Annotated in this window: 18 protein-coding genes and 1 pseudogene; 14 read left to right on the top strand and 5 right to left on the bottom strand. The window is 72.1% G+C overall.

Translation table 11 applies throughout. From position 1 onward, the window contains the following. Window positions 1–305: 305 nt before the first annotated feature. On the bottom strand, window positions 306–1,682 hold the full coding sequence (locus AB0O67_RS07690; protein WP_365447265.1) for a diaminopimelate decarboxylase: 1,377 nt from the start codon (window positions 1,680–1,682) through the stop codon (window positions 306–308). Between the two features lie 190 nt (window positions 1,683–1,872). On the opposite strand from AB0O67_RS07690, the pseudogene hutU reads away from it, so the two are divergent. The 4 genes and pseudogenes from hutU to hutI all read left to right on the top strand — a co-directional run. Next, window positions 1,873–3,534 (top strand): annotated as a pseudogene (hutU, locus tag AB0O67_RS07695) (urocanate hydratase); the annotation flags it as partial. Between the two features lie 104 nt (window positions 3,535–3,638). Continuing rightward, the gene (locus tag AB0O67_RS07700; protein ID WP_365447365.1) at window positions 3,639–4,841 is read left to right on the top strand and encodes an allantoate amidohydrolase; all 1,203 of its coding nucleotides are present in this window, start codon (window positions 3,639–3,641) and stop codon (window positions 4,839–4,841) included. Continuing rightward, a complete protein-coding gene (locus AB0O67_RS07705) occupies window positions 4,838–6,172 on the top strand; it encodes a formimidoylglutamate deiminase (protein ID WP_365447267.1) in 1,335 nt (444 codons plus the stop codon). The genes AB0O67_RS07700 and AB0O67_RS07705 overlap by 4 nt, the downstream gene beginning before the upstream one ends. 53 nt (window positions 6,173–6,225) lie before the next feature. Beyond that, window positions 6,226–7,425 (top strand): imidazolonepropionase, encoded by a 1,200-nt coding sequence (hutI, locus tag AB0O67_RS07710; protein ID WP_365447269.1) that lies wholly within the window; start codon window positions 6,226–6,228, stop codon window positions 7,423–7,425. A gap of 7 nt (window positions 7,426–7,432) precedes the next feature. Here the strand turns inward: hutI and AB0O67_RS07715 are convergent, their stop codons facing one another. Both AB0O67_RS07715 and AB0O67_RS07720 read right to left on the bottom strand, forming a co-directional pair. Next, a complete protein-coding gene (locus AB0O67_RS07715; protein ID WP_365447271.1) occupies window positions 7,433–9,028 on the bottom strand; it encodes an RICIN domain-containing protein in 1,596 nt (531 codons plus the stop codon). A 200-nt stretch (window positions 9,029–9,228) separates the two neighbouring features. Further along, the gene (locus AB0O67_RS07720; protein ID WP_365447273.1) at window positions 9,229–10,167 is read right to left on the bottom strand and encodes an RNA polymerase sigma factor SigF; all 939 of its coding nucleotides are present in this window, start codon (window positions 10,165–10,167) and stop codon (window positions 9,229–9,231) included. A gap of 252 nt (window positions 10,168–10,419) precedes the next feature. Here AB0O67_RS07720 and AB0O67_RS07725 point away from each other — a divergent pair, with 252 nt between their 5' ends. The 6 genes from AB0O67_RS07725 (at window position 10,420) to AB0O67_RS07750 (ending at window position 15,646) form a co-directional block, all read left to right on the top strand. Beyond that, on the top strand, window positions 10,420–10,803 hold the full coding sequence (locus AB0O67_RS07725; RefSeq protein WP_365447275.1) for an STAS domain-containing protein: 384 nt from the start codon (window positions 10,420–10,422) through the stop codon (window positions 10,801–10,803). A gap of 176 nt (window positions 10,804–10,979) precedes the next feature. After that, window positions 10,980–11,516, top strand: a complete 537-nt coding sequence (locus AB0O67_RS07730) for an ATP-binding protein (protein ID WP_365447277.1) — start codon at window positions 10,980–10,982, stop codon at window positions 11,514–11,516. A gap of 120 nt (window positions 11,517–11,636) precedes the next feature. Further along, the gene (locus AB0O67_RS07735) at window positions 11,637–12,323 is read left to right on the top strand and encodes an LPXTG cell wall anchor domain-containing protein (protein WP_365447367.1); all 687 of its coding nucleotides are present in this window, start codon (window positions 11,637–11,639) and stop codon (window positions 12,321–12,323) included. A gap of 97 nt (window positions 12,324–12,420) precedes the next feature. Beyond that, window positions 12,421–13,284, top strand: coding sequence for a hypothetical protein (locus AB0O67_RS07740; protein WP_365447279.1), 864 nt, complete (start codon window positions 12,421–12,423; stop codon window positions 13,282–13,284). Between the two features lie 32 nt (window positions 13,285–13,316). Beyond that, window positions 13,317–14,339: a hypothetical protein gene (locus tag AB0O67_RS07745; protein WP_365447369.1), complete on the top strand. Its 1,023-nt coding sequence runs from the start codon at window positions 13,317–13,319 to the stop codon at window positions 14,337–14,339. A 35-nt stretch (window positions 14,340–14,374) separates the two neighbouring features. Further along, window positions 14,375–15,646: a hypothetical protein gene (locus AB0O67_RS07750; protein WP_365447371.1), complete on the top strand. Its 1,272-nt coding sequence runs from the start codon at window positions 14,375–14,377 to the stop codon at window positions 15,644–15,646. A gap of 58 nt (window positions 15,647–15,704) precedes the next feature. Here AB0O67_RS07750 and AB0O67_RS07755 read toward each other — a convergent pair whose 3' ends face one another. After that, window positions 15,705–17,216: a peptide MFS transporter gene (locus tag AB0O67_RS07755; protein WP_365447281.1), complete on the bottom strand. Its 1,512-nt coding sequence runs from the start codon at window positions 17,214–17,216 to the stop codon at window positions 15,705–15,707. A 485-nt stretch (window positions 17,217–17,701) separates the two neighbouring features. On the opposite strand from AB0O67_RS07755, the gene AB0O67_RS07760 reads away from it, so the two are divergent. Further along, a complete protein-coding gene (locus AB0O67_RS07760; RefSeq protein ID WP_141311399.1) occupies window positions 17,702–18,379 on the top strand; it encodes a response regulator transcription factor in 678 nt (225 codons plus the stop codon). A gap of 53 nt (window positions 18,380–18,432) precedes the next feature. Further along, a complete protein-coding gene (locus AB0O67_RS07765; protein ID WP_365447283.1) occupies window positions 18,433–19,701 on the top strand; it encodes an ATP-binding protein in 1,269 nt (422 codons plus the stop codon). A gap of 29 nt (window positions 19,702–19,730) precedes the next feature. On the opposite strand, the gene AB0O67_RS07770 is transcribed toward AB0O67_RS07765, so the two are convergent. Further along, window positions 19,731–20,234 (bottom strand): GtrA family protein, encoded by a 504-nt coding sequence (locus tag AB0O67_RS07770; RefSeq protein ID WP_365447285.1) that lies wholly within the window; start codon window positions 20,232–20,234, stop codon window positions 19,731–19,733. A gap of 140 nt (window positions 20,235–20,374) precedes the next feature. Here AB0O67_RS07770 and AB0O67_RS07775 point away from each other — a divergent pair, with 140 nt between their 5' ends. Together AB0O67_RS07775 and purE are read left to right on the top strand one after the other, a co-directional pair. After that, on the top strand, window positions 20,375–21,514 hold the full coding sequence (locus AB0O67_RS07775; RefSeq protein ID WP_365447287.1) for a 5-(carboxyamino)imidazole ribonucleotide synthase: 1,140 nt from the start codon (window positions 20,375–20,377) through the stop codon (window positions 21,512–21,514). Then, complete coding sequence (gene purE, locus AB0O67_RS07780) at window positions 21,511–22,035, top strand: 5-(carboxyamino)imidazole ribonucleotide mutase (RefSeq protein ID WP_365447289.1); 525 nt, start codon at window positions 21,511–21,513, stop codon at window positions 22,033–22,035. Before AB0O67_RS07775 ends, purE begins: the two co-directional genes overlap by 4 nt. Window positions 22,036–22,100: the final 65 nt, after the last annotated feature.

The raw sequence follows: 22,100 nt of genomic DNA on the forward strand, positions 1-22,100 counted from the left end.
GCCAGCTCCGCGGCCTCGGCGGCCGCCGCCTCGTGGTCACCGCCCGGCGCCTCGCCGACGGTGCCCAGTGCCAGTCCGCTCGTCCAGTCGACCAGCGCGGCCCCCCGGGCGCCGGGCAGCCTCATGGCTTCGAGTAAGCACTCGTCGATTCCGGGCACCGTGGACTCCCCTCCTGCCTGGGTTCGGCTGAGTGACCCAGAGACTACGCAACGTGTGTGCGGCGGGTGAGCGTTCTGGCATTTTCCGGTGGAACATGCGGCGAGTGGCTAATGTGGGTCAACTGGCGTCGTTTACCGGCAAGTTGATCACCCCTTCGCGGGCGCGGGAAGCGCGCTCAGCGTGCCCGCGTGCGCCCCGCCGGACTCGGCCACGATCTCGTCGATCGGCTGCGGGGTGCGTACGGTCGCGAAGGCCACGCCCCCCGCGCCGTCCGGCACGAAACCGTAGACGCCCGGCCGGGCCAGGGAGTTGTACGCGTAGTGGTGGGCGAAGTAGTAAGCGCCTGTGTCCAGCGCCGCCGCGTAGTCCCCCTGCTCCAGCAGCGGCAGCTCGCGGCCCTCGGCCAGCAGGTCACCCGCGAAGCACGCCGGTCCCGCCACGTCCTGTACCACGGCCGGCCCCTCCTTCGGCCGCCCCTTGCCGTCGTACGCGGCGATTCGCAGCGGCCACGACCCCGGCGCGTACACCGTCCGCGCCGCCACCTGCACGCCCGCGTGCGTCACCGCCACCGGCCGGCCGCCCGCGCTCTTGGCGTACTCCACCCGCGCCACCACCGTCCCATGCTTGGCCAGCAGCGACCGCCCGAACTCGGTGACCAGCCCGTACCGCCCGTCGAACAGCCCGGGCACCGCCTCTTTGAGCATCCGCGCGTACTGCGCGTACGTCGGTGTCGTCGCCTCCGAGGCGAAGTTCACCGGCAGCCCGCCACCGATGTCGAGCGTGTCGACCTGCGGCCGCCCGATCCGCCGGTTGATCTCCTCCGCCAGCGCGTACGTCGCCGCCACGCCCTCGGTCATCCGGGACAGCGGGATGCCCTGAGAGCCGGTGTGCGCGTGCAGCCGGGTCAGCCAGGGACGCTCGGCGTACGCCCGTATCACCCACTCGCGCGCCCCCTCGTCCCGCAGCGCGACGCCGAACTTCGAGGTCGCCGTGGCAGTGGAGAGCGCCTCGATGGAACCGCCGCCGACCTGCGGATTCACCCGGAGTCCGAGGGGGGAGCGGCTCGGTGCGGAGCGCATGAGGGCGTCGAGGCGGTCCAGTTCCTGCGGGTTGTCCGCGTTGACGGCGATGCCCAGCGCCAGCGCCTCGCGCAGCTCCGCCGGGGTCTTCGCGGGCGAGTCCAGCACCGTCCGCTGAGGCGCCACCCCGGCCGCCCGGGACAGCGCCAGCTCGCCCGGGCTCGCCACCTCCGCGCCGATGCCCTCGTCACGCAGCAGCCGCAGCACCGGGACCAGCGGGGAGGCCTTCACCGCGAAGGCGTGCAGCACGGGCGTGCCGGGTGCCACCACCGCGTCGAACGCCGCGCGCAGCTCCGCCGCCGACTCCCGGATGCCGGTGACGTCCAGCAGCCCGGCGAGCGGGGCGTCGGGCCCCAGCAGCCCCTGTTCCACGGCGGCCCGCACGGCCTCGTCGCGTCGCGCCGCGCGTGCGTCGCCCGCCCCGCCTTCAGGAACGTCGTCCATGGGGTCCCCCGTCGTGTAGATCGTTCTGTCGCTTCGCTGCGCATGCTCCATGCATCCAGCCAAACATCCGTGCCGGCGCCGTGTCGGGCAGCCCCACTATTGACTAGCTCTATTCATGTCGCCAGGATGTGAATAACGCCAGCAACATTCCGCAGGGAGCTCCGAGAGAGCAGCCACCAGGAGGCAGACCATGTCAGGACCCCGCCCCGTACGAGCGCCGCGCGGTACGCAGCCGAGCGCCCTGGGCTGGCAGCAGGAAGCTGCCCTGCGGATGCTGCAGAACAACCTCGACCCCGAGGTCGCCGAACACCCCGACAAGCTCGTCGTCTACGGCGGCACGGGCAAGGCGGCGCGGGACTGGCGGTCCTTCGACGCGATGGTGCGCACGCTCCAGGGGCTGAAGCAGGACGAGACGATGCTCGTCCAGTCCGGCCGCCCCGTCGGCGTCATGCAGACCCACGAGTGGGCGCCGCGGGTCCTCATCGCCAACTCCAACCTCGTCGGCGACTGGGCCAACTGGGAGGAGTTCCGCCGCCTGGAGGCCCTCGGCCTGACCATGTACGGGCAGATGACCGCCGGTTCCTGGATCTACATCGGCACCCAGGGCATCCTCCAGGGCACCTACGAGACCTTCGCCGCGGTCGCCGCGAAGAAGTTCGACGGCACGCTCGCCGGGACGATCACCCTCACCGCCGGACTCGGCGGCATGGGTGGCGCCCAGCCGCTCGCCGTGACCATGAACGACGGCGTCGCGATCTGCATCGACTGCGACCCGCGGGCCATCGAGAGGCGCATCGAGCACCGCTACCTCGACGTCAAGGCCGACTCCCTCGATCACGCCCTCCAGCTCGCCACCGAGGCCCGCGACGCCCGGCGCCCGCTGTCCATCGGCGTCCTCGGCAACGCCGCCGAGCTCGTCCCGCAGCTTCTCGCCATGGGCGCCCCCATCGACATCGTCACCGACCAGACCTCGGCGCACGACCCGTTGGCGTACCTGCCGCTCGGCGTCGGCTTCGACGAGATGGCGGCCTACGCGGCGAAGGACCCGGCGGGCTTCACGACGCGGGCCCGTGAGTCCATGGCCCGGCACGTCGAGGCGATGGTGGGCTTCATGGACGCCGGCGCCGAGGTGTTCGACTACGGCAACTCCATCCGCGGCGAGGCCCGACTGGCCGGGTACGACCGGGCCTTCGCCTTCCCCGGCTTCGTCCCCGCCTACATCCGCCCGCTGTTCTGCGAGGGCAAGGGCCCCTTCCGCTGGGCGGCCCTGTCCGGCGACCCGGCCGACATCGCCAAGACCGACAAGGCGATCCTCGACCTCTTCCCCGAGAACGAGTCCCTGGCCCGCTGGATCAAGATGGCCGGCGAACGCGTCCACTTCCAGGGCCTGCCCGCCCGGATCTGCTGGCTCGGGTACGGCGAGCGGGACAAGGCCGGCGAGCGGTTCAACGACATGGTCGCGAGCGGGGAGCTGGCCGCGCCGATCGTCATCGGGCGCGACCACCTCGACTGCGGCTCCGTGGCCTCCCCTTACCGCGAGACCGAGGCCATGCTCGACGGCTCCGACGCGATCGCCGACTGGCCGCTGCTGAACGCGATGGTGAACGTGGCGTCGGGCGCGTCCTGGGTCTCCCTCCACCACGGTGGCGGCGTCGGCATGGGCCGCTCGATCCACGCCGGCCAGGTGACGGTGGCCGACGGTACGGCGCTGGCCGGCGAGAAGATCCGGCGGGTCCTCACCAACGACCCCGGGATGGGCGTCATCCGGCACGTCGACGCGGGCTACGACATCGCCGAGTCGGTGGCGTCGGACCGCGGCGTGCGGGTACCGATGCGTGAGGGTGACCAGGCGTGACGCGCACCGAGGACGGCCGGGCCGACGGCACGGCCACGGGCGGGGCCGCGCCGGACGCGGCCCCGGCAGCCGCCGTCCCCCACGGCGCCTCCTTCCAGGAGATGTGGCGCGAGCTGCTCCCCGTCGGACGACACCCCGGCACCCGTGGCTACCGCCGCTTCGCCTGGACCGGGGCCGACGCCGAGTGCCGGGACTGGTTCCGGGCGCAGGCCGAGGCGCGGGGACTGGTCTACGAGCTGGACCGCAACGGCAACCAGTGGGCCTGGCTGGGGGACCCCGCGCAGGGGGACGCCGTCGTCACCGGGTCGCATCTCGACTCCGTGCCCGACGGCGGGGCCTTCGACGGGCCCCTCGGGGTGGTCTCGTCGTTCGCCGCGCTGGACGAACTCCGCGGTCGCGGCGTGCGCTTCGGCAAGCCACTCGCCGTCGTCAACTTCGGCGACGAGGAGGGCGCCCGCTTCGGGCTTGCCTGCGTCGGGTCCCGGCTCGCCGCCGGGCAGCTCACCGTCGAACAGGCGCACCGCCTGACCGACGGCGACGGGACCACGCTGCCGCAGGCCATGGAGGCCGCCGGGTACGACCCCGACGCCATCGGACCCGACCCGGAGCGACTCGCCCGCATCGGTGCCTTCGTCGAGCTGCACGTCGAACAGGGGCGCGCCCTGGACCTGTCAGGCGACCGGGTGGGCATCGCCAGCGCCATCTGGCCGCACGGCCGCTGGCGGTTCGACTTCCGGGGCGAGGCCAACCACGCCGGCACCACCCGGCTCGTGGACCGGCGCGACCCGATGCTGCCGTACGCCGAAACCGTCCTCGCCGCCCGCCGCGAGGCCCACCTCGCGCAGGCCGTCGCCACCTTCGGCAAGATCGCCGTCGAGCCCAACGGGGTCAACGCCATTCCCTCCCTGGTGCGTGGCTGGCTCGACTCCCGCGCCGCCGACCAGCAGGCCCTCGACACCGTCGTCACCGGGATCCAGCGGGCGGCCCGCGAATACGCCGACGCGCATGGTGTCGACCTGGACGTGGTACGCGAGTCGTTCACACCGGTCGTCGAGTTCGACCACGCCCTGCGCGACGAACTCGCCCGCATCCTCGGCAAGGACACCGACCTCAAGGTCCCCGTCCTGGGCACCGGCGCCGGACACGACGCCGGAATCCTGTCCGGGACGATCCCGACCGCCATGCTGTTCGTGCGCAACCCCACCGGCGTCTCGCACTCCCCGGCCGAGTTCGCCGCCGAGGACGACTGCGTGGCCGCGGTGGGGGCACTCGCCGACGTACTGGAAGGGCTGACCCGCGCGTGACACGGACGTACTGGCTGGAGCACGCCTGGCTCGGCACCCATGTCGAGCCGGGAGTCGCCGTCGACACCGAGGGCGGCCGGATCACCGCCGTCCACCAGGACACCGGGGCGCCGCCCCCCGGTGCCGAGGTCCTGCGCGGTCTCACCCTCCCCGGCCTCGCCAACGCCCACAGCCACGCCTTCCACCGCGCCCTGCGCGGCACCGTGCAGGTCGGCTCGGGCACCTTCTGGACCTGGCGCGAGGTGATGTACGCCACCGCCGACCGGCTCACCCCGGACACGTACCACGCGTTGGCCAGGGCGGTCTACGCCGAGATGGCCCTCGCCGGGATCACGGCCGTCGGCGAGTTCCACTACGTCCACCACGCCCACGGCGGCACGCCCTACGCCGACCCCAACGCCATGGGCGAGGCGCTCGTCGCGGCGGCCGCCGAGGCCGGGATCCGCATCACCCTCCTCGACACCTGCTACCTCTCCTCCGGCTTCGGGCAGCCGCCCGACGCGCACCAGCGCCGCTTCTCCGACCGGACGGCGCAGGAGTGGGCCGAACGCTGTTCAGTTCTCAAGGAACGGGATCACGCACGGATCGGCGCGGCGATCCACTCCGTACGGGCCGTGCCCGCCGACCAGTTGGCGACCGTGGCCCGGTGGGCCGAGGAGCGGCGGGCCCCGCTGCATGTGCACCTGTCCGAGCAGACCGCCGAGAACGAGGCCTGCCTGAACGCGCACGGCCGCACCCCCACCCAGCTCCTCGCCGACCACGGCGTGCTCGGCCCCCGCACCACCGGCGTCCACAACACGCATCTCACCGGCGGGGACATCGCGCTGATCGGTGGCAGCGGCACCGGCACCTGCATGTGCCCCACCACCGAGCGCGACCTCGCCGACGGCATCGGCCCGGCCGTGGCCCTCCAGAAGGCGGGCTCCCCCCTCAGCCTCGGCTCCGACAGCCACGCCGTCGTCGACCTGCTCGAAGAGGCGCGCGCGATGGAGCTGAACGAGCGGCTGCGCACCCGCACCCGCGGCCACTGGACGGCAGCCGCCCTGCTGCGGGCCGCCTCGGCGGACGGGCATGCCGCGCTCGGCTGGGCGGACGCTGGCACCCTGGAGCCCGGAGCGCTCGCCGACTTCACGACGGTCGCGCTCGACTCGGTCAGAACCGCGGGTCCGCTGCCCCGGCTCGGCGCCGAGACGGCCGTATTCGCCGCGACGGCAGCGGATGTGCGCCATACGGTCGTGGGCGGGCGGCACGTCGTACGCGACGGGGCGCACACCCTCGTACCCGATGTGCCGCAGGCACTGGCGCAAGCCGTCGACGCCCTGCGCGCCTGACGACCGCCGACCCGGGCCCGAACGAGGCCGACCCGAGCCCCCACGAGGACGCCATGAGCAGCACCACCAGCGCCGCCCCCGGCACGACCACCGTCATCACCGACATCGCCGCACTGGTCACCAACGACCCCTCCCTCGGTGACGGTTCCCCCCTGGGCCTGATCCGGGACGCGGCCGTCGTCATCGACGGCGACCGCGTCGCGTGGACCGGTGAATCAAGCAAAGCACCCGCCACCGACAACCGGGTCGACGCCGGTGGCCGGGCGGTGATCCCGGGCTTCGTGGACTCCCACTCGCACCTGGTCTTCGCGGGCGACCGCACCGAGGAGTTCAACGCCCGTATGTCGGGCCGCGCGTACAGCGCGGGCGGCATCCGGACCACGGTCGCCGCCACGCGTGCCGCCACGGACGCCCAGCTGGAGGCCAACCTCACCCGTCACCTGGCCGAGGCCCTCCGCCAGGGCACCACCACCTTCGAGACCAAGTCGGGCTACGGCCTGACCGTCGAGGACGAGTCCCGGGCCCTGCGCATCGCCGCCGCCCACACCGACGAGGTCACCTACCTCGGCGCCCACATCGTCCCCCCCGACTACGCCGAGGACCCGGCGGCGTACGTCGCCCTGGTCACCGGCGAGATGCTCGACGCCTGCGCCCCGCACGCCCGGTGGATCGACGTCTTCTGCGAGAAAGGCGCCTTCGACGGCGACCAGGCCCGCGCGATCCTCCTCGCGGGCAAGGCCAAGGGCCTGCACCCGCGCGTCCACGCCAACCAGCTGACCCACGGCCCCGGCGTCCAGCTCGCCGTCGAACTGGACGCCGCCAGCGCCGACCACTGCACCCACCTCACCGACGCGGACGTCGACGCGCTCGCCGGTGGCTCCACCGTCGCCACCCTGCTCCCCGGCGCCGAGTTCTCCACGCGCGCCGAGTGGCCCGACGCCCGCCGGCTCCTCGACGCTGGCGTCACCGTGGCGCTGTCGACGGACTGCAACCCGGGCTCGTCGTTCACCTCGTCCGTGCCGTTCTGCATCGCGCTCGCCGTACGGGACATGCGTATGACCCCGGACGAGGCGCTCTGGTCCGCCACGGCGGGCGGGGCCCGCGCCCTGCGCCGCGACGACATCGGCCGGCTGAGCCCCGGCGCCTACGCCGACCTGGCGTTCCTCGACGCCCCGAGCCATGTGCACCTGGCCTACCGGCCGGGGGTTCCCCTGGTGACCGAGGTGTGGCGGCGCGGTCTGCGCGTCGGCTGACGTCCGGTCAGGCCGCTCCCGCCCGCCACCGCTGGTCCGGGTCCCCGTTCGCGTCGTCCAGCGACCGGAACTCCAGCCCGCCCTCGCCGTCCGGCGTCATCGCCGTCCCCTCGTCGACGGCGGGCCGGACCAGTCCGGCGTCGTCCACCACGAACGTGAGGTTGCGCGCGTTCCTGCCTTCCACGGAGGAGCAGGTCCAGATGCCCACGCCCCGGTCCGTCGAGCCCCGGCTGTCCAGGCAGAAGTCCGGGTCGGCGGCCGACTGGAGCACACCGCGCCCGCTGTCGACCCGCCAGCGCTGGGTGGCGGCCTGCGCACAGGGAGCCGTGATCACGTCCACGCCCTTGTCCAGGTCGCCGTCCCGGATGTCCAGGCACAGCCCCGAGGCGACGTTCACGACCTGCGCGTAGGCGCTGCCCGGCGGGTACGCCGGTGGAGGCGGTGGCGGGGTCGTGGACGGCTTGGGTGGGTGGGTCGTGCGCGACGGGGACGGACTCGCCGTCGGGGAGGGCGGCTTGGCGGGCTTCGAGGCCGAGGCCGAGGGGGAGGCGGGGGGCGCCGGCACGGTCGCGGTCACCGTCACCGCGGGCGGCGGCGTGACGCCGATCCGGTTCGAGGCGTTCCCGGTGGGGGAGTCGCCCGGGGACAGCAGGAGGAACAGCAGCGGCGCGAGGGCCACACCCAGCCCCGCGGAGGTGAGCGCCACCCGGCGGGACGGCGGCCAGGCCCGCTCCCGCGCGCCACGGCCGCCCGTGCCCGACGCGCCGGTGGTCCGCGCCGCGTACCCGGCGCCCGGTTCGCCGCCGATCCGCGCCGCGTAGGCCGCGCCGGCCCACGGCATCAGCCCCTCCGCCAGCGCGGTGCGCGGCGCGTCGCGCAGGGCGGTCAGCTCCTCGTAGGCGGTGGTGCAGTGCGGGCAGTGCGCCATGTGGGTGGCCAGGTCGGGACTGTGCCGGGGCGACTGCGGCCGCACCGACTCCTCGATCAGCCGCCGGAAGTCCTGGCAGTCCGGGTCGTCGGAGGCGGCCAGCCGGGATCGCAGCAGGGACCGGCCGAGCGCGCCCAGCGCGGCTTCGATGCCGTACGTCACGTCCTCGGGGGTGATGCCCAGCAGTACGGCGGTCCGCTCGGCGCTCTCCTGCTCCACGAGGCCGTACCAGATCAGGCCGCGGGAGCGGTCGGGCAGCGTCCGGTAGGCGGCGAGCATGGGCGGGAGGGGCCCGTTCGGTCCGGCCGTGTTGAGGACCAGCAGCAGGCCCGCGTCGAGCGCCGCCGAGCGGTCGCCCTCGGCCCAGGTCGCGGCCACCCGGCCGGTCAGCAGCAGGAGCTGGTGCCGCCACGGGGCGGCCGGGTCGGTGCCGCGTGCCGTCTTGCGGGCCGCCAGCGTGAACGCCTGCGCCGCGAGCTGACGGGCCGTCGAGTCCCCGGTCGTGCACAGCCGGGCATAGGTGAGGACCGACGCCTGGTGACGGGCGCGCAGTTCCTGGAGCGCCGGGTAGGCGTCGGCGCTGTCGGCGCGCAGCAGTTCGGTCAGCCGTGCGTCGGACGCGCCGGAATGCCCGCCGTCCGCCGCGTCGTTGTCGGTCCCCTCGGGCCGAGCCATCCACCCACCTCCTCGCGTCCCCGCCGCAGCCCAGCCAAGTCGCTGACGTACCGGCCAGTTTGGTGGCTGACCATAGTGGTGGAGGGAGGCTTGCGGGGAAAGAGGTTACCGAGGGTAATGAAGCGGTCGGCCCGGCGGGGCCGAAGCGGCGCGTCCGGCGCCCGAGGGCGCCGGACGGGAAGCCTGTGGGTGGGCCGGTGTCACTCCTCGACCGTCAGCCCCTTGCGCAGCCGTCCCAGCGTCCGGGACAGCAGCCGCGACACGTGCATCTGTGAGATGCCCAGTTCCTCACCGATCTCGGACTGGGTCATGTTGGCGACGAAGCGGAGGGACAGGATCTTCCGGTCCCGGTGCGGGAGTTCCGCGATCAGCGGCCTCAGGGACTCGACGTACTCGATGCCCTCGATCCCGTGGTCCTCGTACCCGATGCGGTCCGCGAGGGCGCCCTCGCTGTCGTCCTCCTCGGGCTGCGCGTCCAGCGAGGAGGCGGTGTAGGCGTTCGAGGCGGCCATGCCCTCGACGACCTCGTCGTGGGACAGCCCGAGCCGCTCCGCCAGTTCGGCCACCGTGGGCGCGCGGTCGAGCTGCTGGGCCAGCTCGTCGCCGGCCTTGGCCAGGTCGAGCCGGAGCTCCTGCAGCCGGCGCGGAACGCGCACGGACCACGAGGTGTCACGGAAGAAGCGCTTGATCTCGCCGATGATGGTTGGCATGGCGAAGGTGGGGAACTCGACGCCACGGCTGAGTTCGAAGCGGTCGATCGCCTTGATCAGGCCGATGGTGCCGACCTGGATGATGTCCTCCATCGGCTCGCTGCGGGAGCGGAACCGGGAGGCGGCGAACTTGACCAGCGCGAGGTTGAGTTCGACGAGCGTGTTGCGCACGTAGGAGTACTCGTGCGTGCCTTCCTCGAGCGATTCCAGCCGCTCGAAGAGGGTCTTGGACAGGGCCCGCGCATCGACGGGACCGACCTCGTCGTACGGGGGGATCTCCGGAAGTCCGGCCAGTACGTCGTCCTGGACGCCGGGGGCGTCCTCATGGACGGCGAACGTCTCGCTGTCCTGCGCGATGGGATCCAGATGTTCCGAAGTGGGTGTCGACGTCGCCGTCCGGGTATGCGATGCGTCGAGCCGGGGTGACATGATGTCCTCCATCGTTCTCGGCATAAGGCTGCCGAAGCCATTACGTGCACTGCGGTGTGCGGCGCCTCCAAAGCCGGCCGTGTTGGTTTACGTGTCTCTACTAGCCCTACCCGCTTTCCCGAACCCTTCGCAAGTGCGTTCTGTGGGCATATGTCCGTTTCTGGGCGGATGTTCGGCTGTCGAAGCACGTAGGGAAGGCGTAGTGTTCGAGGGCGACAGTCAGCAGCCACGACCTCGGGAGAGAGAGACGGCATGGACCACGGGACGGTCGGCAGTGCGCAGTCGGGCCGGCTTCTGGTGGAGGTGCGGGAGGAGGGCTCCAGTGCCGTCGTGACGCCGGCGGGTGAGCTCGATCACCACACCGCCGATCTGTTGCGGGAACCACTGGACGCATGCCTCGCCAAGGGTTTCAGTCGTCTGGTCGTCGACTGTTCGCGGCTGGAGTTCTGCGACTCCACGGGGTTGAACGTACTGCTCGGTGCCCGTCTGAAGGCGGAGGACGCCGGGGGCGGAGTGCACCTGGCGGGCATGCAGCCCGTGGTGGCTCGTGTGTTCGAGATCACGGGAGCGGATGCGGTCTTCACCGTGCACGACACGGTCGAGGCGGCCCTGTCCGGCGAGGGCGATGCCGACTGAGCGTCCTGGGTCGTCCCGAAGTAGGGGGTGTTCCCCCGGATCGGTCGGGCAGGAGACATCCTGAACATGTCGGCGGCAATCGTGATCGAGCGTGCGGACAGTGAGTACTGAGCACCGACCTATTCGTAACTGAACTCTTGAATCGTGAACTGGTGAATCGGTGAGGTGAAGCGCTGATGAGCACCACCCGGCCCTACCCGCCGGGCGACCGCGGCCCGGAGCCCAGCGGCGCTTCCGGGGTGTCCGAGGGGGGCGTGCCAGGGACCGGGGCGTCCGCAGGGGGCGCGACCGTGTCGCCGGGGGCAGGTCAGGTACGCAGGCTGAGGTTCGACGGCGAGAGCGGCGTCGTGCCGCTGGCCCGTGATTTCGCCCGTCAGGCGCTGTACGCGTGGGGCTGGCTGCCGGCCGCGACCGCGGATCAGCGGGCGGCCGCGGAGGACGTGTTGCTCGTCGTCTCCGAGCTGGTCACCAACGCGTGCCTGCACGCGGAGGGGCCGGACGAGATGTTCATCACCTGCGACAACAAGGTGATCCGGATCGAGGTCTCCGACCGCGGGACGGGGCAGCCCGCGCCGCGGACGCCGCACCGGGCCGGACGGCCGGGCGGGCACGGGATGTTCATCGTGCAGCGCCTCTGTCTGGACTGGGGTGTCGTACGGGCCCCCGGTGTCGCCGGCAAGAGAGTGTGGGCGGAGCTGGGAGCGCCCGCGTAGGGCGTTTCGCATCCCCACACTTCCGACACGCCTCACGTCTTCCCTCCTCATCTCCCCGGGCGTACCTTGACGGCCCGATCTGATGTGCCGTCAGGAAATGAGGGGGCGACGATGTCCACCGTGTCGTACCGGAAACGAACCGCGGCGCTCGCGTCCGCCACCGCCCTGGCCGGCTCGGCGGTACTGCTCGCCGCCCCCGCGGCCCAGGCCGAGGTCGTCGACGTCAACTACCAGTGCAAGACGCCGATCGGTGACAAGAGCGCGGTCTCGCCCATCGACATCAAGGGCGTCAGGAGCGGGGCCGGCTACCGGATCACCATGTCCTGGCAGAAGGGCGTCTCCTCCAGCCCCGTCGAACTCGGCAAGGGCGCGATGAACCCGAGCGCCACCGTCGCGCTGGGCGGCGCCGACAGCGGCACGCTGACCGTGACCGGCCCCCCCAATCAGGCCGCGATCCCCGCCGATACCCCCATCACGATCAGCGACCTGTCGGGCACCTACACCCCGAAGAAGACCGGCAAGGTCACCTTCACTGCGGGGATCCTCACCATCAAGGCCCTGGGCACGACGACCACCTGCATCCCGAGCAACGACCCCGGGCCGTCCCTCACGCTCGACGTCACCGCGTCGGCCGGCGGGGGAGCGCCCCAGCAGGGCGGCGGCGACTCAGGCGCGCAACTCCCGCGGACCGGCCCCGAGGACTCCGCGATCGCCCTCGGCACGCTCGGCGGAACGGTCCTGCTGGCGGGCGCGGCGGGCGCGCTCTGGCTGACCCGACGGAACCAGGCGGCACGCGTACGCCGTTGAGCCGCCGGAACCCGTCGGTAGGCGTACGCCGCGCCGAGTCACCGGAACCGGGCGGTACACCGCCGACCATCCCGGAGTACGACCTCTGGAGCCGCCGATGTCGTGTCCCACCCGTGCCGTGCACGCCGTCTGCCTCTCCCTCCTCGCCCTGCTGTGTGCCGCCCCGGCGGCGACCGCGGCGGGCGAGGGCTGGTCCGTAGCGCCCGCCGGTGGCGGCCGTCCCGCCTTCTACGCGGAGGGCGCGCCCGGCGCGGCGCTGCGGGACACGGTCTCCGTGACCAACGGCACACGGCGTCCGGTCACCGTCCGGCTGACTGGAACCGGCGTGCCGGTCACCTTCGCCGACGCCGAGATACGCGTGCCCGCCCGCACCCGCGCCGACGTCCCGTTCACCGTGACCGTGCCCGAGGGGGCGGCGCCCGGTGACCGCACGGGGACGATCGCCGTCCGGGGCGGCGACGGCGGGGCGGGGTCCGTCCCCCTGCTGCTGCGGATCGGCGGGCCCGCGCTGTCCGCGCTCACCGTCGAGCGGGTCGCCGTACGCGGTGACCGCATCACGTACGACCTCGTCAACCGCGGCACCACCGACCTCGTACCCACCCTCTCCGTGCACGCCGACGGCGTCTTCGGCACGCTCCTCGACCGCGCCCCGCGCACCCTGCCCGTCGAGCTCGCCCCGGGCCGCCGTCTGCACCTCGGCGAACCCTGGCACGGCAGGCCCGTGCTGGACGCGGTCGACGTACGGCTGACCGTGACCGCGGCGGGAGGGGCGCGGGACACCGCGCGGACCTCGGCGAGGTTCGTGCCGTGGGGCGGGGTGGCGGCGGGCGGCGTCGCCCTGGCCCTCGGCACGGTGGCGCTGAGGGTCGTTCTGCGGCGAAGGCGCCGTACGGCCCCTGAGCCACCGCCCGTGCGCGAACGAGTGTGTGAACCGGCCGAGTTGACGGGAGTGGTCAGGTGAGGACGCGGTTCCTGGTCCCGGCGTTCGCGGCGCTGCTGCTGCTCGTGCCCCCGCCTGCCGTCGCCGTCGCCGCCGACGGGCCGGAGGTGAAGCTGTCCACGTCGCAGGCGGGGACCGGGGGTTCGGTCACCGTGACCGGCGGCGGGTGGCGAAAGCGGACGCTGCTGATGATCCTGATCTGCGGGCAGTCCGTGCCGTCCCGGGGCGTCATCGGGGGCACCAACTCCTGCGCCAACGCGGACGGACGGGCCGTCACCACCGACGCCGAGGGCCGGTTCCGCAAGGAACTGCCGGTCGCCGAGCCGCCCGTGCCGTGCCCGTGTGTCGTGCACGTCGCCACCGTCACCGGCCCCGAGGCGCAGGCCGACGCGATCTTCCAGGTGGCCGGGCACACCGTCGAACCGCTGCCCGCGGAACCGGCGGGCGGGCGCCTTTCGGTGCTCGACGACACCCGGCTCGACGGCTCCAGCGGCCTGCTGACCTGGTTCGGCGCACCGCCCGCCCGCACCCTCGTCCTCACCGTCGGCAACGTCGGCACCTCGGCCGTCACCGACCCCGTCTTCCAGGTCGGCACCTCGCACGGCGTGTTCGCGCCCGCATGGGAGGAACGGCAGTGGCGCGGCACGATCGCACCGGGCCGGAAGGCGCAGATCCGGCTGCCGGCCGAACTGGCGGCCGGGGCGCACGGCGACTACACCGTCTCCCTGAAGTACGGCGGGAAGGTCCTCGCCGAGCAGCCCTGGGCCGTGGGCCGGCCCTGGGGCGTGACGCTCTTCTGGGTCCTGGTCTGCCTTGTGGTGCCGGCGGCGGTGTTCCGCGCCGGGATGGCCGTGGTGGACCGGGTACGGCCGCGCCGGCCGGGCGGTGTACGGCACCGTCGGCTCCCCATGCGGCTGCCGTGTCCGAGTGCCCGTCGGCGACCGCAGCCCCCCTCGAACTCGACCCTGCCGTGGTTCACCCCGGACGCGGATCCGGGCACGGCCGGTCGGCTCTCCGCACCGCACGACGACAGCCCGCCGAGTCGTACGACTCCGCTCAGAAAGGGACCCACGTGAGAACGCGAAGGAGAGTCACACCGGCCGCCCTGGCGATGCTGGTGGGCGGTGCCGGGGTGCTGCTCGGCGTGGCAGCGGTGCCCGCTCAGGCCGCCGAGGTGTCGTACCGGACCGAGTGCGTCCCGCCGCCCATCTCCGGACTGCCGCCCGTGCAGGGCACCACGACGGTGGCGGTCGCCGCTCCGGCGACGGCGAAGGTGGGGGACGAGGTGGAGGTGGTCTGGACGTTCGTGCGGGCGGCCTCCGAGAACCCCGACCTCGTCGACCTGCCCGCGAACTCGGTGCAGCCGAGCGGCACCCTGAAGGCGGCCGGTGCCCAGGTCGCGGACATCGCGATGCGGGGGCCGCGGGAGAACCCGCCGATTCCCAAGGGCGGCGCCATGGTGCTGTCCGCCATGAAGGGCACGCTGAAGCTGGCGGCGCCCGGCGCGGTGACGCTCACGCCCGGCGCGTACGCCATCAACGCCATGTCGACGGACACGAAGTGCGCCCCGCAGGAGGCCGTGCAGGCGGCGGCCACCATCGATGTGACGCCGGCCGACGGCGGCTCGGGGACGGGCAGCCCGACGCCGAGCCCCACGGACAGCGGATCGGCGCCACCCTCGCCGACGGGCAGCGCCGCGCCCTCCGGAAGCCCCGCGCCCTCCGGCAGTCCCGCTCCCACGTCGAGCGGGCAGACCGACTTCACCGGCAAGGAGGTCCAGGTCCCCTACGAGTGCAAGACGCCCATCGGTGACAAGGAGGCCACCTCGCCCGTGCAGATCGACGCCCGCAGGAACGGCGGGAGCTTCGATCTCACCGTGCAGTTCAAGGAGTCGGTGATGGACAGCCCGGCCGAGATCCCGAAGGACTCGGTCAAGCCGTCGATGGAGGTGGTGCTCGGCGGTGCCGACACGGGCACGGTCCATGTCGAGGGGCCCACCAACACCGAGGCGATCAAGGCGGGCGACCCGATCGAGATCCCCGATCTGACCGGGACCTACAAGCCGGGGGCGAGCGGTGAGTCGACGCTGTCGCCGGGTGTGCTGACGGTCGAGGCCCTGGGCACGACCACGACGTGCACCCCGTCGAAGACCGAGGTCTCGCTCACCCTGGACACCACCCAGCAGCCGGGCGGCGCCGCGGGCGGCTCGTCCTCGGGCGGCTCGTCGTCGGGCGGTTCCTCCGCGGGGGGTTCGTCCTCCGGCGGCGGCCTCGCCGAAACGGGCGCCGGCGACAACGCCGTCCTCAAGGCCCTCGCCCTGGTCGCCGGCACGGCGGTCCTGCTGGGCGGCGCGGTGTTCACGTTCCTGGCCCGCAAGCCCTGAGAAACGCCAAGGGCCACCACGTCCGAGGAGGATGCGGTGGCCCAAGGGGCACGTACGGCTACTTCACGTCGCCCATCAGGGCGCGGATCTTGCGGCCGGCCGTCATGAAGGCCAGTCCGGCCGCGACGGCGATGATCGCCCACATCGTGTAGTAGACCGCGTCGCCCAGCGGCGCGTTGAGCTTGGTGGTCCAGCCGTTGAGGGCGTTGCCCGTCGCGGTCGCCAGGAACCACAAACCCATGATCTGGCCCACGAACTGCTTCGGCGCCAGCTTCGTCGACAGGGACAGGCCCACCGGCGACAGGCACATCTCGCCGAGGGTCTGCACCAGGTAGACGCTCAGCAGCCAGAAGACGGTGACCTTGCCCGTGTCGCTGTTCGCGGCAGCGGCGCCGGCCAGGCCCATGATGCCGAACGAGCCACCGATGAGCAGCATCGCCAGGGCGAACTTCATGGGCGTGCTGGGCTCACGGTCGCGCTTGGCCAGCTTCACCCAGAGGGCGGCGAAGATCGGGGCGAGCACGATGACCATGGCCGGGTTCACGGACTGGTACCAGGACGCCGGGAACTCCCAGCCGCCGATCGTGCGGTCCGTCTTGCCGTCCGCGAAGATCGTCAGCAGCGAACCGGACTGGTCGTAGATCATCCAGAACAGCACGGCGGTGGCGAAGAACCAGGCGAAGGCCTGGATCTTGGGCTTGTCCTGGCTGGTCAGGGCGGGGTTCCGGTAGATCGTCACGAAGTAGATGATCGGGATCACGATGCCGAGGACCGCGAGCACGTTGACGATGTGCTCTATGTCGTACGTCCCCAGCGCGATGTCCAGGACCAGTGCGGCGACGGCGACACCGCTCCACAGTGCGACCTTGCGCAGCGCGGACCGCTTCTCCTCCGGCGAGGCCGGGGTGCCGGGGTGCTTGCCGATGTCACCCAGGTGGCGGCCGCCGAGGACGTACTGGATGACGGCGAGGGTCATGCCGACACCGGCGACACCGAAGCCGAGGTGCCAGTTGACGTTCTCGCCGAGGTAGCCGACGACCAGCGGGGCGGCCATGCCGCCGATGTTGATCGCCATGTAGAAGAGCGTGAAACCGGCGTCGCGGCGGGCGCTGGGCTGGCCCTCGTAGAGGCCACCGACCATCGCGGAGATGTTCGGCTTGAGCAGCCCGGTGCCGATCGCGATCAGACCCAGACCGCAGAAGAAGGCGGCGTCCGCGGGGATCGCCAGCGTGAAGTGGCCGAGGGCGATGACGATGCCGCCCACCAGTACGGCCTTACGGGCACCCCAGAGCCGGTCCGCGACCCAGCCACCGGGCATGGCGGCCATGTACACGACCGCGTTGTACACGCCGTAGATCGAGGCGGCGAGGGCTTCCCGGCCCGCCAGGGGGCCGTCGAGGACGCCCGCGATCAGGTAGAGAACGAGGATGCCGCGCATTCCGTACCAGGAGAAGCGCTCCCACATCTCCGTCATGAAAAGCGTGGCCATACCGCGGGGGTGGCCGAAGAAGGTCTTCTCGGTGCCGGGGGTGCCCGGGGAGGCCGAGTCCTTCGTCAGGCTGGACGCCATGGTCGATCCTTGCTGGTCGGGACGCGCTCCTAGAGCGATGCGCGCCCGGTGGGGGGACGGCCGGCACCGGCGGATCGGTCGTCCACCCCACGCCCACGGGGAGTCCGCCCCGGATCATGGAGCGGTGGACGACGCCCACCGGGATCCACGCCTCGCGTGCCTCTCTGCGCGCGCGGCCCGGCCACAGGTCATTCCTGGCCGGCCACCGGCCGGCCCGCACACAAAAGTGACCCTTGGCGACATGACGTCCGCCAAAGGTCCCCGCGGTGCTACAGGCGTCCAATCACCATACGACAGGACACTGCCGGAAATGGAAGGACTTGAGACGCGGATCACAGGTGTCGCGGGAACCGCACCCACCCTTTCCAAGGTCTCGGCCTGATCCCACGCTACAGATGCAGGTTCGTACCAAAGCACGGCCGGGTAAGAATCCCGGCCTCGTCATCGCGCCCCGGCCCAGGCCACGGGCGGACTACCATCAGCTCATGACCCGTGTACTGCTCGCCGAGGACGACGCGTCCATCTCGGAGCCGCTGGCGCGCGCACTGCGCCGGGAGGGTTACGAGGTCGAGGTGCGTGAGGACGGACCCACCGCGCTCGACGCGGGCATCCAGGGCGGCGTCGACCTGGTCGTGCTGGACCTCGGGCTGCCCGGCATGGACGGCCTGGAGGTGGCCCGCCGACTGCGTGCCGAAGGCCACACCGTGCCCATCCTGATCCTCACGGCGCGCGCCGACGAGGTGGACACGGTCGTCGGTCTCGACGCAGGCGCCGACGACTACGTCACCAAGCCCTTTCGCCTCGCCGAGCTGCTCGCCCGGGTCCGGGCCCTGCTGCGGCGCGGTGCCGCCGAGCCCCAGCAGCCGCCCGCCACGCACGGGGTGCGGATCGACGTCGAGTCCCACCGCGCCTGGATGGGCGACGAGGAGCTCCAGCTCACCGCCAAGGAGTTCGACCTGCTGCGGGTCCTGGTGCGGGACGCCGGCCGGGTCGTCACCCGCGATCAGCTGATGCGCGAGGTGTGGGACACCACCTGGTGGTCGTCCACCAAGACCCTCGACATGCACATCTCCTGGCTGCGCAAGAAGCTGGGCGACGACGCGGCGAACCCCCGCTACATCGCGACCGTACGCGGCGTGGGCTTCCGCTTCGAGAAGAGCTAGCCCCGCGCCGGGCTCCCCGGGTAAGCCGCGGGTAACACACGGGTAAGAGGGACATGCGCCGCCGACTGATCCAGTCCACGCTCGCCGTGGTGCTCGTCGTGATCGCCGTCTTCGGCGTCTCCCTCGTCGTGGTGGAGACCCGCACGATCAGCACCAGCGCCCAGGAGCGGGTCGAGTCCGAGGCGGTGCGGCTGACCGGCATCGTCGACAGCCGGATCCTCGGCCACGAGCAGATCACCTCCGAGATCCTCGTCGACCAGGTCGGCGACGACCGGTACGCCGTGGTGCACATCCCCGGCCAGCCGCCGATCGAGATCGGCCAGAAGCCGTCCGGTGACGTCATCGAGTCGACCCGGCAGGGCGAGGAGGGCGAGACGGTCACCGTCCAGGAGCCGCGCTCCGCGGTGACCCAGGAGGTCGGCCGTACGCTGCTGATGATCGGCGCGGTGGCGTTGCTGGCCGTCATCGCCGCGGTGCTGCTCGCCCTGCGGCAGGCCAACCGACTCGCCTCACCGCTCACCGACCTCGCGGAGACCGCCGAGCGCCTCGGCTCCGGCGACCCCCGCCCCCGCCGCAAGCGGTACGGCGTCCCGGAGCTGGACCGCGTCGCCGACGTCCTGGACGCCTCCGCCGAACGCATCGCCCGGATGCTCACCGCCGAGCGCCGCCTCGCCGCCGACGCCTCCCACCAGCTGCGCACCCCGCTCACCGCGCTGTCCATGCGGCTGGAGGAGATCACCCTCACCGACGACCCGGCCACCGTGAAGGAGGAGGCGACCATCGCGCTCACGCAGGTGGAGCGCCTCACGGACGTCGTCGAGCGGTTGCTCACCAACAGCCGCGACCCGCGCACCGGCTCGGCGGTCACCTTCGACCTCGACGAGGTGATCCAGCAGCAGCTCGCCGAGTGGCGCCCGGCCTACCGCAACGTGGGCCGCGCGATCGTCAGCTCCGGCAAGCGGCACCTGGAGGCGGTGGGCACGCCGGGCGCGGTCGCGCAGGTGCTGGCGGCCCTGATCGAGAACTCGCTGATGCACGGTGGCGGCACGGTCGCCCTGCGCACCCGCGTCACCGGCAACCAGGCGGTCATCGAGGTCACCGACGAGGGCACCGGCGTCCCGGCCGACCTGGGCGCCCGCATCTTCGAGCGCGCGATCAGCGGCCGCAACTCCACCGGTATCGGCCTGGCCGTCGCCCGTGACCTCGCGGAGGCCGACGGAGGCCGCCTGGAGATGCTCCAGGCCCAGCCGCCGGTCTTCGGGCTGTTCCTGTCGCGTACGCCGGTGACGAAGGCGTCGGACGAGGAGCGGACGGTTCGCTGAGGCGGGCGCCGGGGCCTGCGGCCCGGGGGTCACACCCGGGCCCGCTGCGTCGGCCGTACCGGCTCGGCGGTCTCCAGGAACGATTCCGCGTCGGGCACGGCCTCCTGGGCGGGCAGCGCCCGGAACACCCAGGAGCGGTAGGACCAGAACCGGAAGAGCGTCGCGACGCCGATGCCGACGAACTTGAAGATGTTGCTCTGCAGCGGGCTGTCCCAGCCGAAGCCGTACGTCGCCGCGTACAGCAGACCGTTCTCGATCACCAGGCCGACCCCGCTGAAGAGCAGGAACAGCGTCAGTTCCTTCGTACGGCCGCTCTTGTCGCGGTCGCGGTAGGTGAAATAGCGAAAGCCCAGGTAGTTGAAGGCGATCGCCACCACCGTCGCGATCACACTGGCGCGCACCACCTGGAGGTCGGTCACATGCCGTACCAGGTTGAACACGAGAAGGTTGACGAGGAGACCCGCGCCACCCACCGCCCCGAACCTCGCGACCTCCCGTACGAGCCTGCGTAGCCCTGCGGAACCACGTCCCATGGTCGTACAGGCCCCCAGTCGGTCGGTTTCGTCAACTCCGCCATGCTAACCACCGCCTTCCCGTGATCGCCTGTGTATGTCCTCACGCCCGCAGAAGAGGCGGAAACCGGCCGACCTGGCGTGGCGGATACCCTGGGGGCGTGACGTTCCCGGTAGTCGGCATGGTCGGCGGGGGCCAGCTCGCGCGTATGACGCACGAAGCGGGCATCCCGTTGGGCATCAGGTTCAAGCTCCTCAGTGACACCCCGCAGGATTCCGCGGCGCAGGTGGTCGGCGATGTCGTGGTCGGCGACTATCGCGACCTCGACACGCTGCGCGCCTTCGCGCGCGGGTGCGACGTGATCACGTTCGATCATGAGCACGTGCCCACCGAGCACCTACGGGCCCTGGAGGCGGACGGCATCCCCGTGCGCCCCGGCCCCGAGGCGCTCCAGCACGCCCAGGACAAGGGCGTGATGCGGGCGAGGCTCGACGCGCTCGGCGTGCCGTGCCCACGGCACCGCCTCGTGAGCGACCCGCAGGACGTGGCCGCGTTCGCGGCCGAGGGCGAGGGCTTCCCCGTCGTCCTCAAGACCGTCCGCGGCGGCTACGACGGCAAGGGCGTGTGGGTCGTGGGCTCCGTCGAGGAGGCCGCCGAACCGTTCCGTGCCGGCGTCCCCGTCCTCGCCGAGGAGAAGGTCGACTTCGTACGGGAACTCGCGGCGAACGTCGTCCGCTCCCCGCACGGCCAGGCCGTCGCCTACCCGGTGGTCGAATCCCAGCAGGTGGGCGGGGTCTGCGACACGGTGATCGCGCCCGCCCCCGACCTCGACGAGGCCCTCGCCCTGCGCGCCGAGGAGATGGCGCTGACCATCGCCAAGGAGCTCGGAGTCGTCGGCCACCTCGCCGTCGAGCTGTTCCAGACCCGCGACGGGCGGATCCTCGTCAACGAACTGGCGATGCGACCGCACAACTCCGGCCACTGGTCGATGGACGGCGCCATCACCTCCCAGTTCGCCAACCACCTCCGGGCCGTGCTCGACCTCCCGCTCGGCGACCCGCGCCCGCGCGCGAAGTGGACGGTCATGGTCAACGTCCTCGGCGGCGACTACCCCGACATGTACTCCGCGTACCTGCACTGCATGGCCCGCGACCCCAAACTGAAGATCCACATGTACGGCAAGGACGTGAAGCCCGGCCGCAAGGTCGGTCACGTCAACACCTACGGCGACGACCTCGACGACGTGCTGGAGCGCGCCCGTCACGCTGCCGGCTACCTGAGAGGCACGATCACCGAATGAGCCCCGTTGTTGGCATCGTCATGGGGTCGGACTCCGACTGGCCCGTCATGGAGGCCGCCGCCAAGGCGCTCGACGAGTTCGAGATCGCCTACGAGGTCGACGTCGTCTCCGCGCACCGGATGCCGCGCGAGATGGTCACGTACGGCGAGCAGGCCGCGGACCGGGGACTCAAGGTGATCATCGCCGGTGCGGGCGGCGCCGCCCATCTGCCCGGCATGCTCGCGTCCGTGACCCCGCTGCCGGTGATCGGTGTCCCGGTGCCGCTGAAGTACCTGGACGGCATGGACAGCCTCCTGTCCATCGTGCAGATGCCGGCCGGTGTGCCGGTCGCCACGGTCTCGGTCGCCGGTGCCCGCAACGCCGGACTGCTCGCGGCCCGGATCCTCGCCGCCCACGACGAGGACCTCCTCGGCCGGATGAAGGACTTCCAGCAGGAGCTGAACGTCCAGGCCACCGAGAAGGGCAAGCGGCTGCGCGCCAAGGTCGACGGCGCGGGCGGCGGCTTCGGATTCGGCAACTGACGCTTCGGCGATCGATGCTCGGCGACCGAGGGCGAAGGACGTTTCGGCAACTGATGGCGACAGAC

The organism is Streptomyces sp. NPDC086077 (assembly GCF_040686175.1).
Lineage (GTDB): Bacteria > Actinomycetota > Actinomycetes > Streptomycetales > Streptomycetaceae > Streptomyces.

Excerpts from the sequence above, each read along its gene's own strand:
- AB0O67_RS07700 (WP_365447365.1), top strand. The coding sequence starts at position 3,639 with ATGTGGCGCGAGCTGCTCCCCGTCGGACGACACCCCGGCACCCGTGGC.
- AB0O67_RS07740 (WP_365447279.1), top strand. The coding sequence starts at position 12,421 with ATGTCGTGTCCCACCCGTGCCGTGCACGCCGTCTGCCTCTCCCTCCTC.
- purE (WP_365447289.1), top strand. The coding sequence starts at position 21,511 with ATGAGCCCCGTTGTTGGCATCGTCATGGGGTCGGACTCCGACTGGCCC.
- AB0O67_RS07720 (WP_365447273.1), bottom strand. The coding sequence starts at position 10,167 with ATGTCACCCCGGCTCGACGCATCGCATACCCGGACGGCGACGTCGACA.
- AB0O67_RS07770 (WP_365447285.1), bottom strand. The coding sequence starts at position 20,234 with ATGGGACGTGGTTCCGCAGGGCTACGCAGGCTCGTACGGGAGGTCGCG.
- AB0O67_RS07755 (WP_365447281.1), bottom strand. The coding sequence starts at position 17,216 with ATGGCGTCCAGCCTGACGAAGGACTCGGCCTCCCCGGGCACCCCCGGC.
- AB0O67_RS07750 (WP_365447371.1), top strand. The coding sequence starts at position 14,375 with ATGCTGGTGGGCGGTGCCGGGGTGCTGCTCGGCGTGGCAGCGGTGCCC.
- hutI (WP_365447269.1), top strand. The coding sequence starts at position 6,226 with ATGAGCAGCACCACCAGCGCCGCCCCCGGCACGACCACCGTCATCACC.
- AB0O67_RS07765 (WP_365447283.1), top strand. The coding sequence starts at position 18,433 with ATGCGCCGCCGACTGATCCAGTCCACGCTCGCCGTGGTGCTCGTCGTG.
- AB0O67_RS07730 (WP_365447277.1), top strand. The coding sequence starts at position 10,980 with ATGAGCACCACCCGGCCCTACCCGCCGGGCGACCGCGGCCCGGAGCCC.
- AB0O67_RS07760 (WP_141311399.1), top strand. The coding sequence starts at position 17,702 with ATGACCCGTGTACTGCTCGCCGAGGACGACGCGTCCATCTCGGAGCCG.
- AB0O67_RS07725 (WP_365447275.1), top strand. The coding sequence starts at position 10,420 with ATGGACCACGGGACGGTCGGCAGTGCGCAGTCGGGCCGGCTTCTGGTG.
- AB0O67_RS07715 (WP_365447271.1), bottom strand. The coding sequence starts at position 9,028 with ATGGCTCGGCCCGAGGGGACCGACAACGACGCGGCGGACGGCGGGCAT.
- AB0O67_RS07690 (WP_365447265.1), bottom strand. The coding sequence starts at position 1,682 with ATGGACGACGTTCCTGAAGGCGGGGCGGGCGACGCACGCGCGGCGCGA.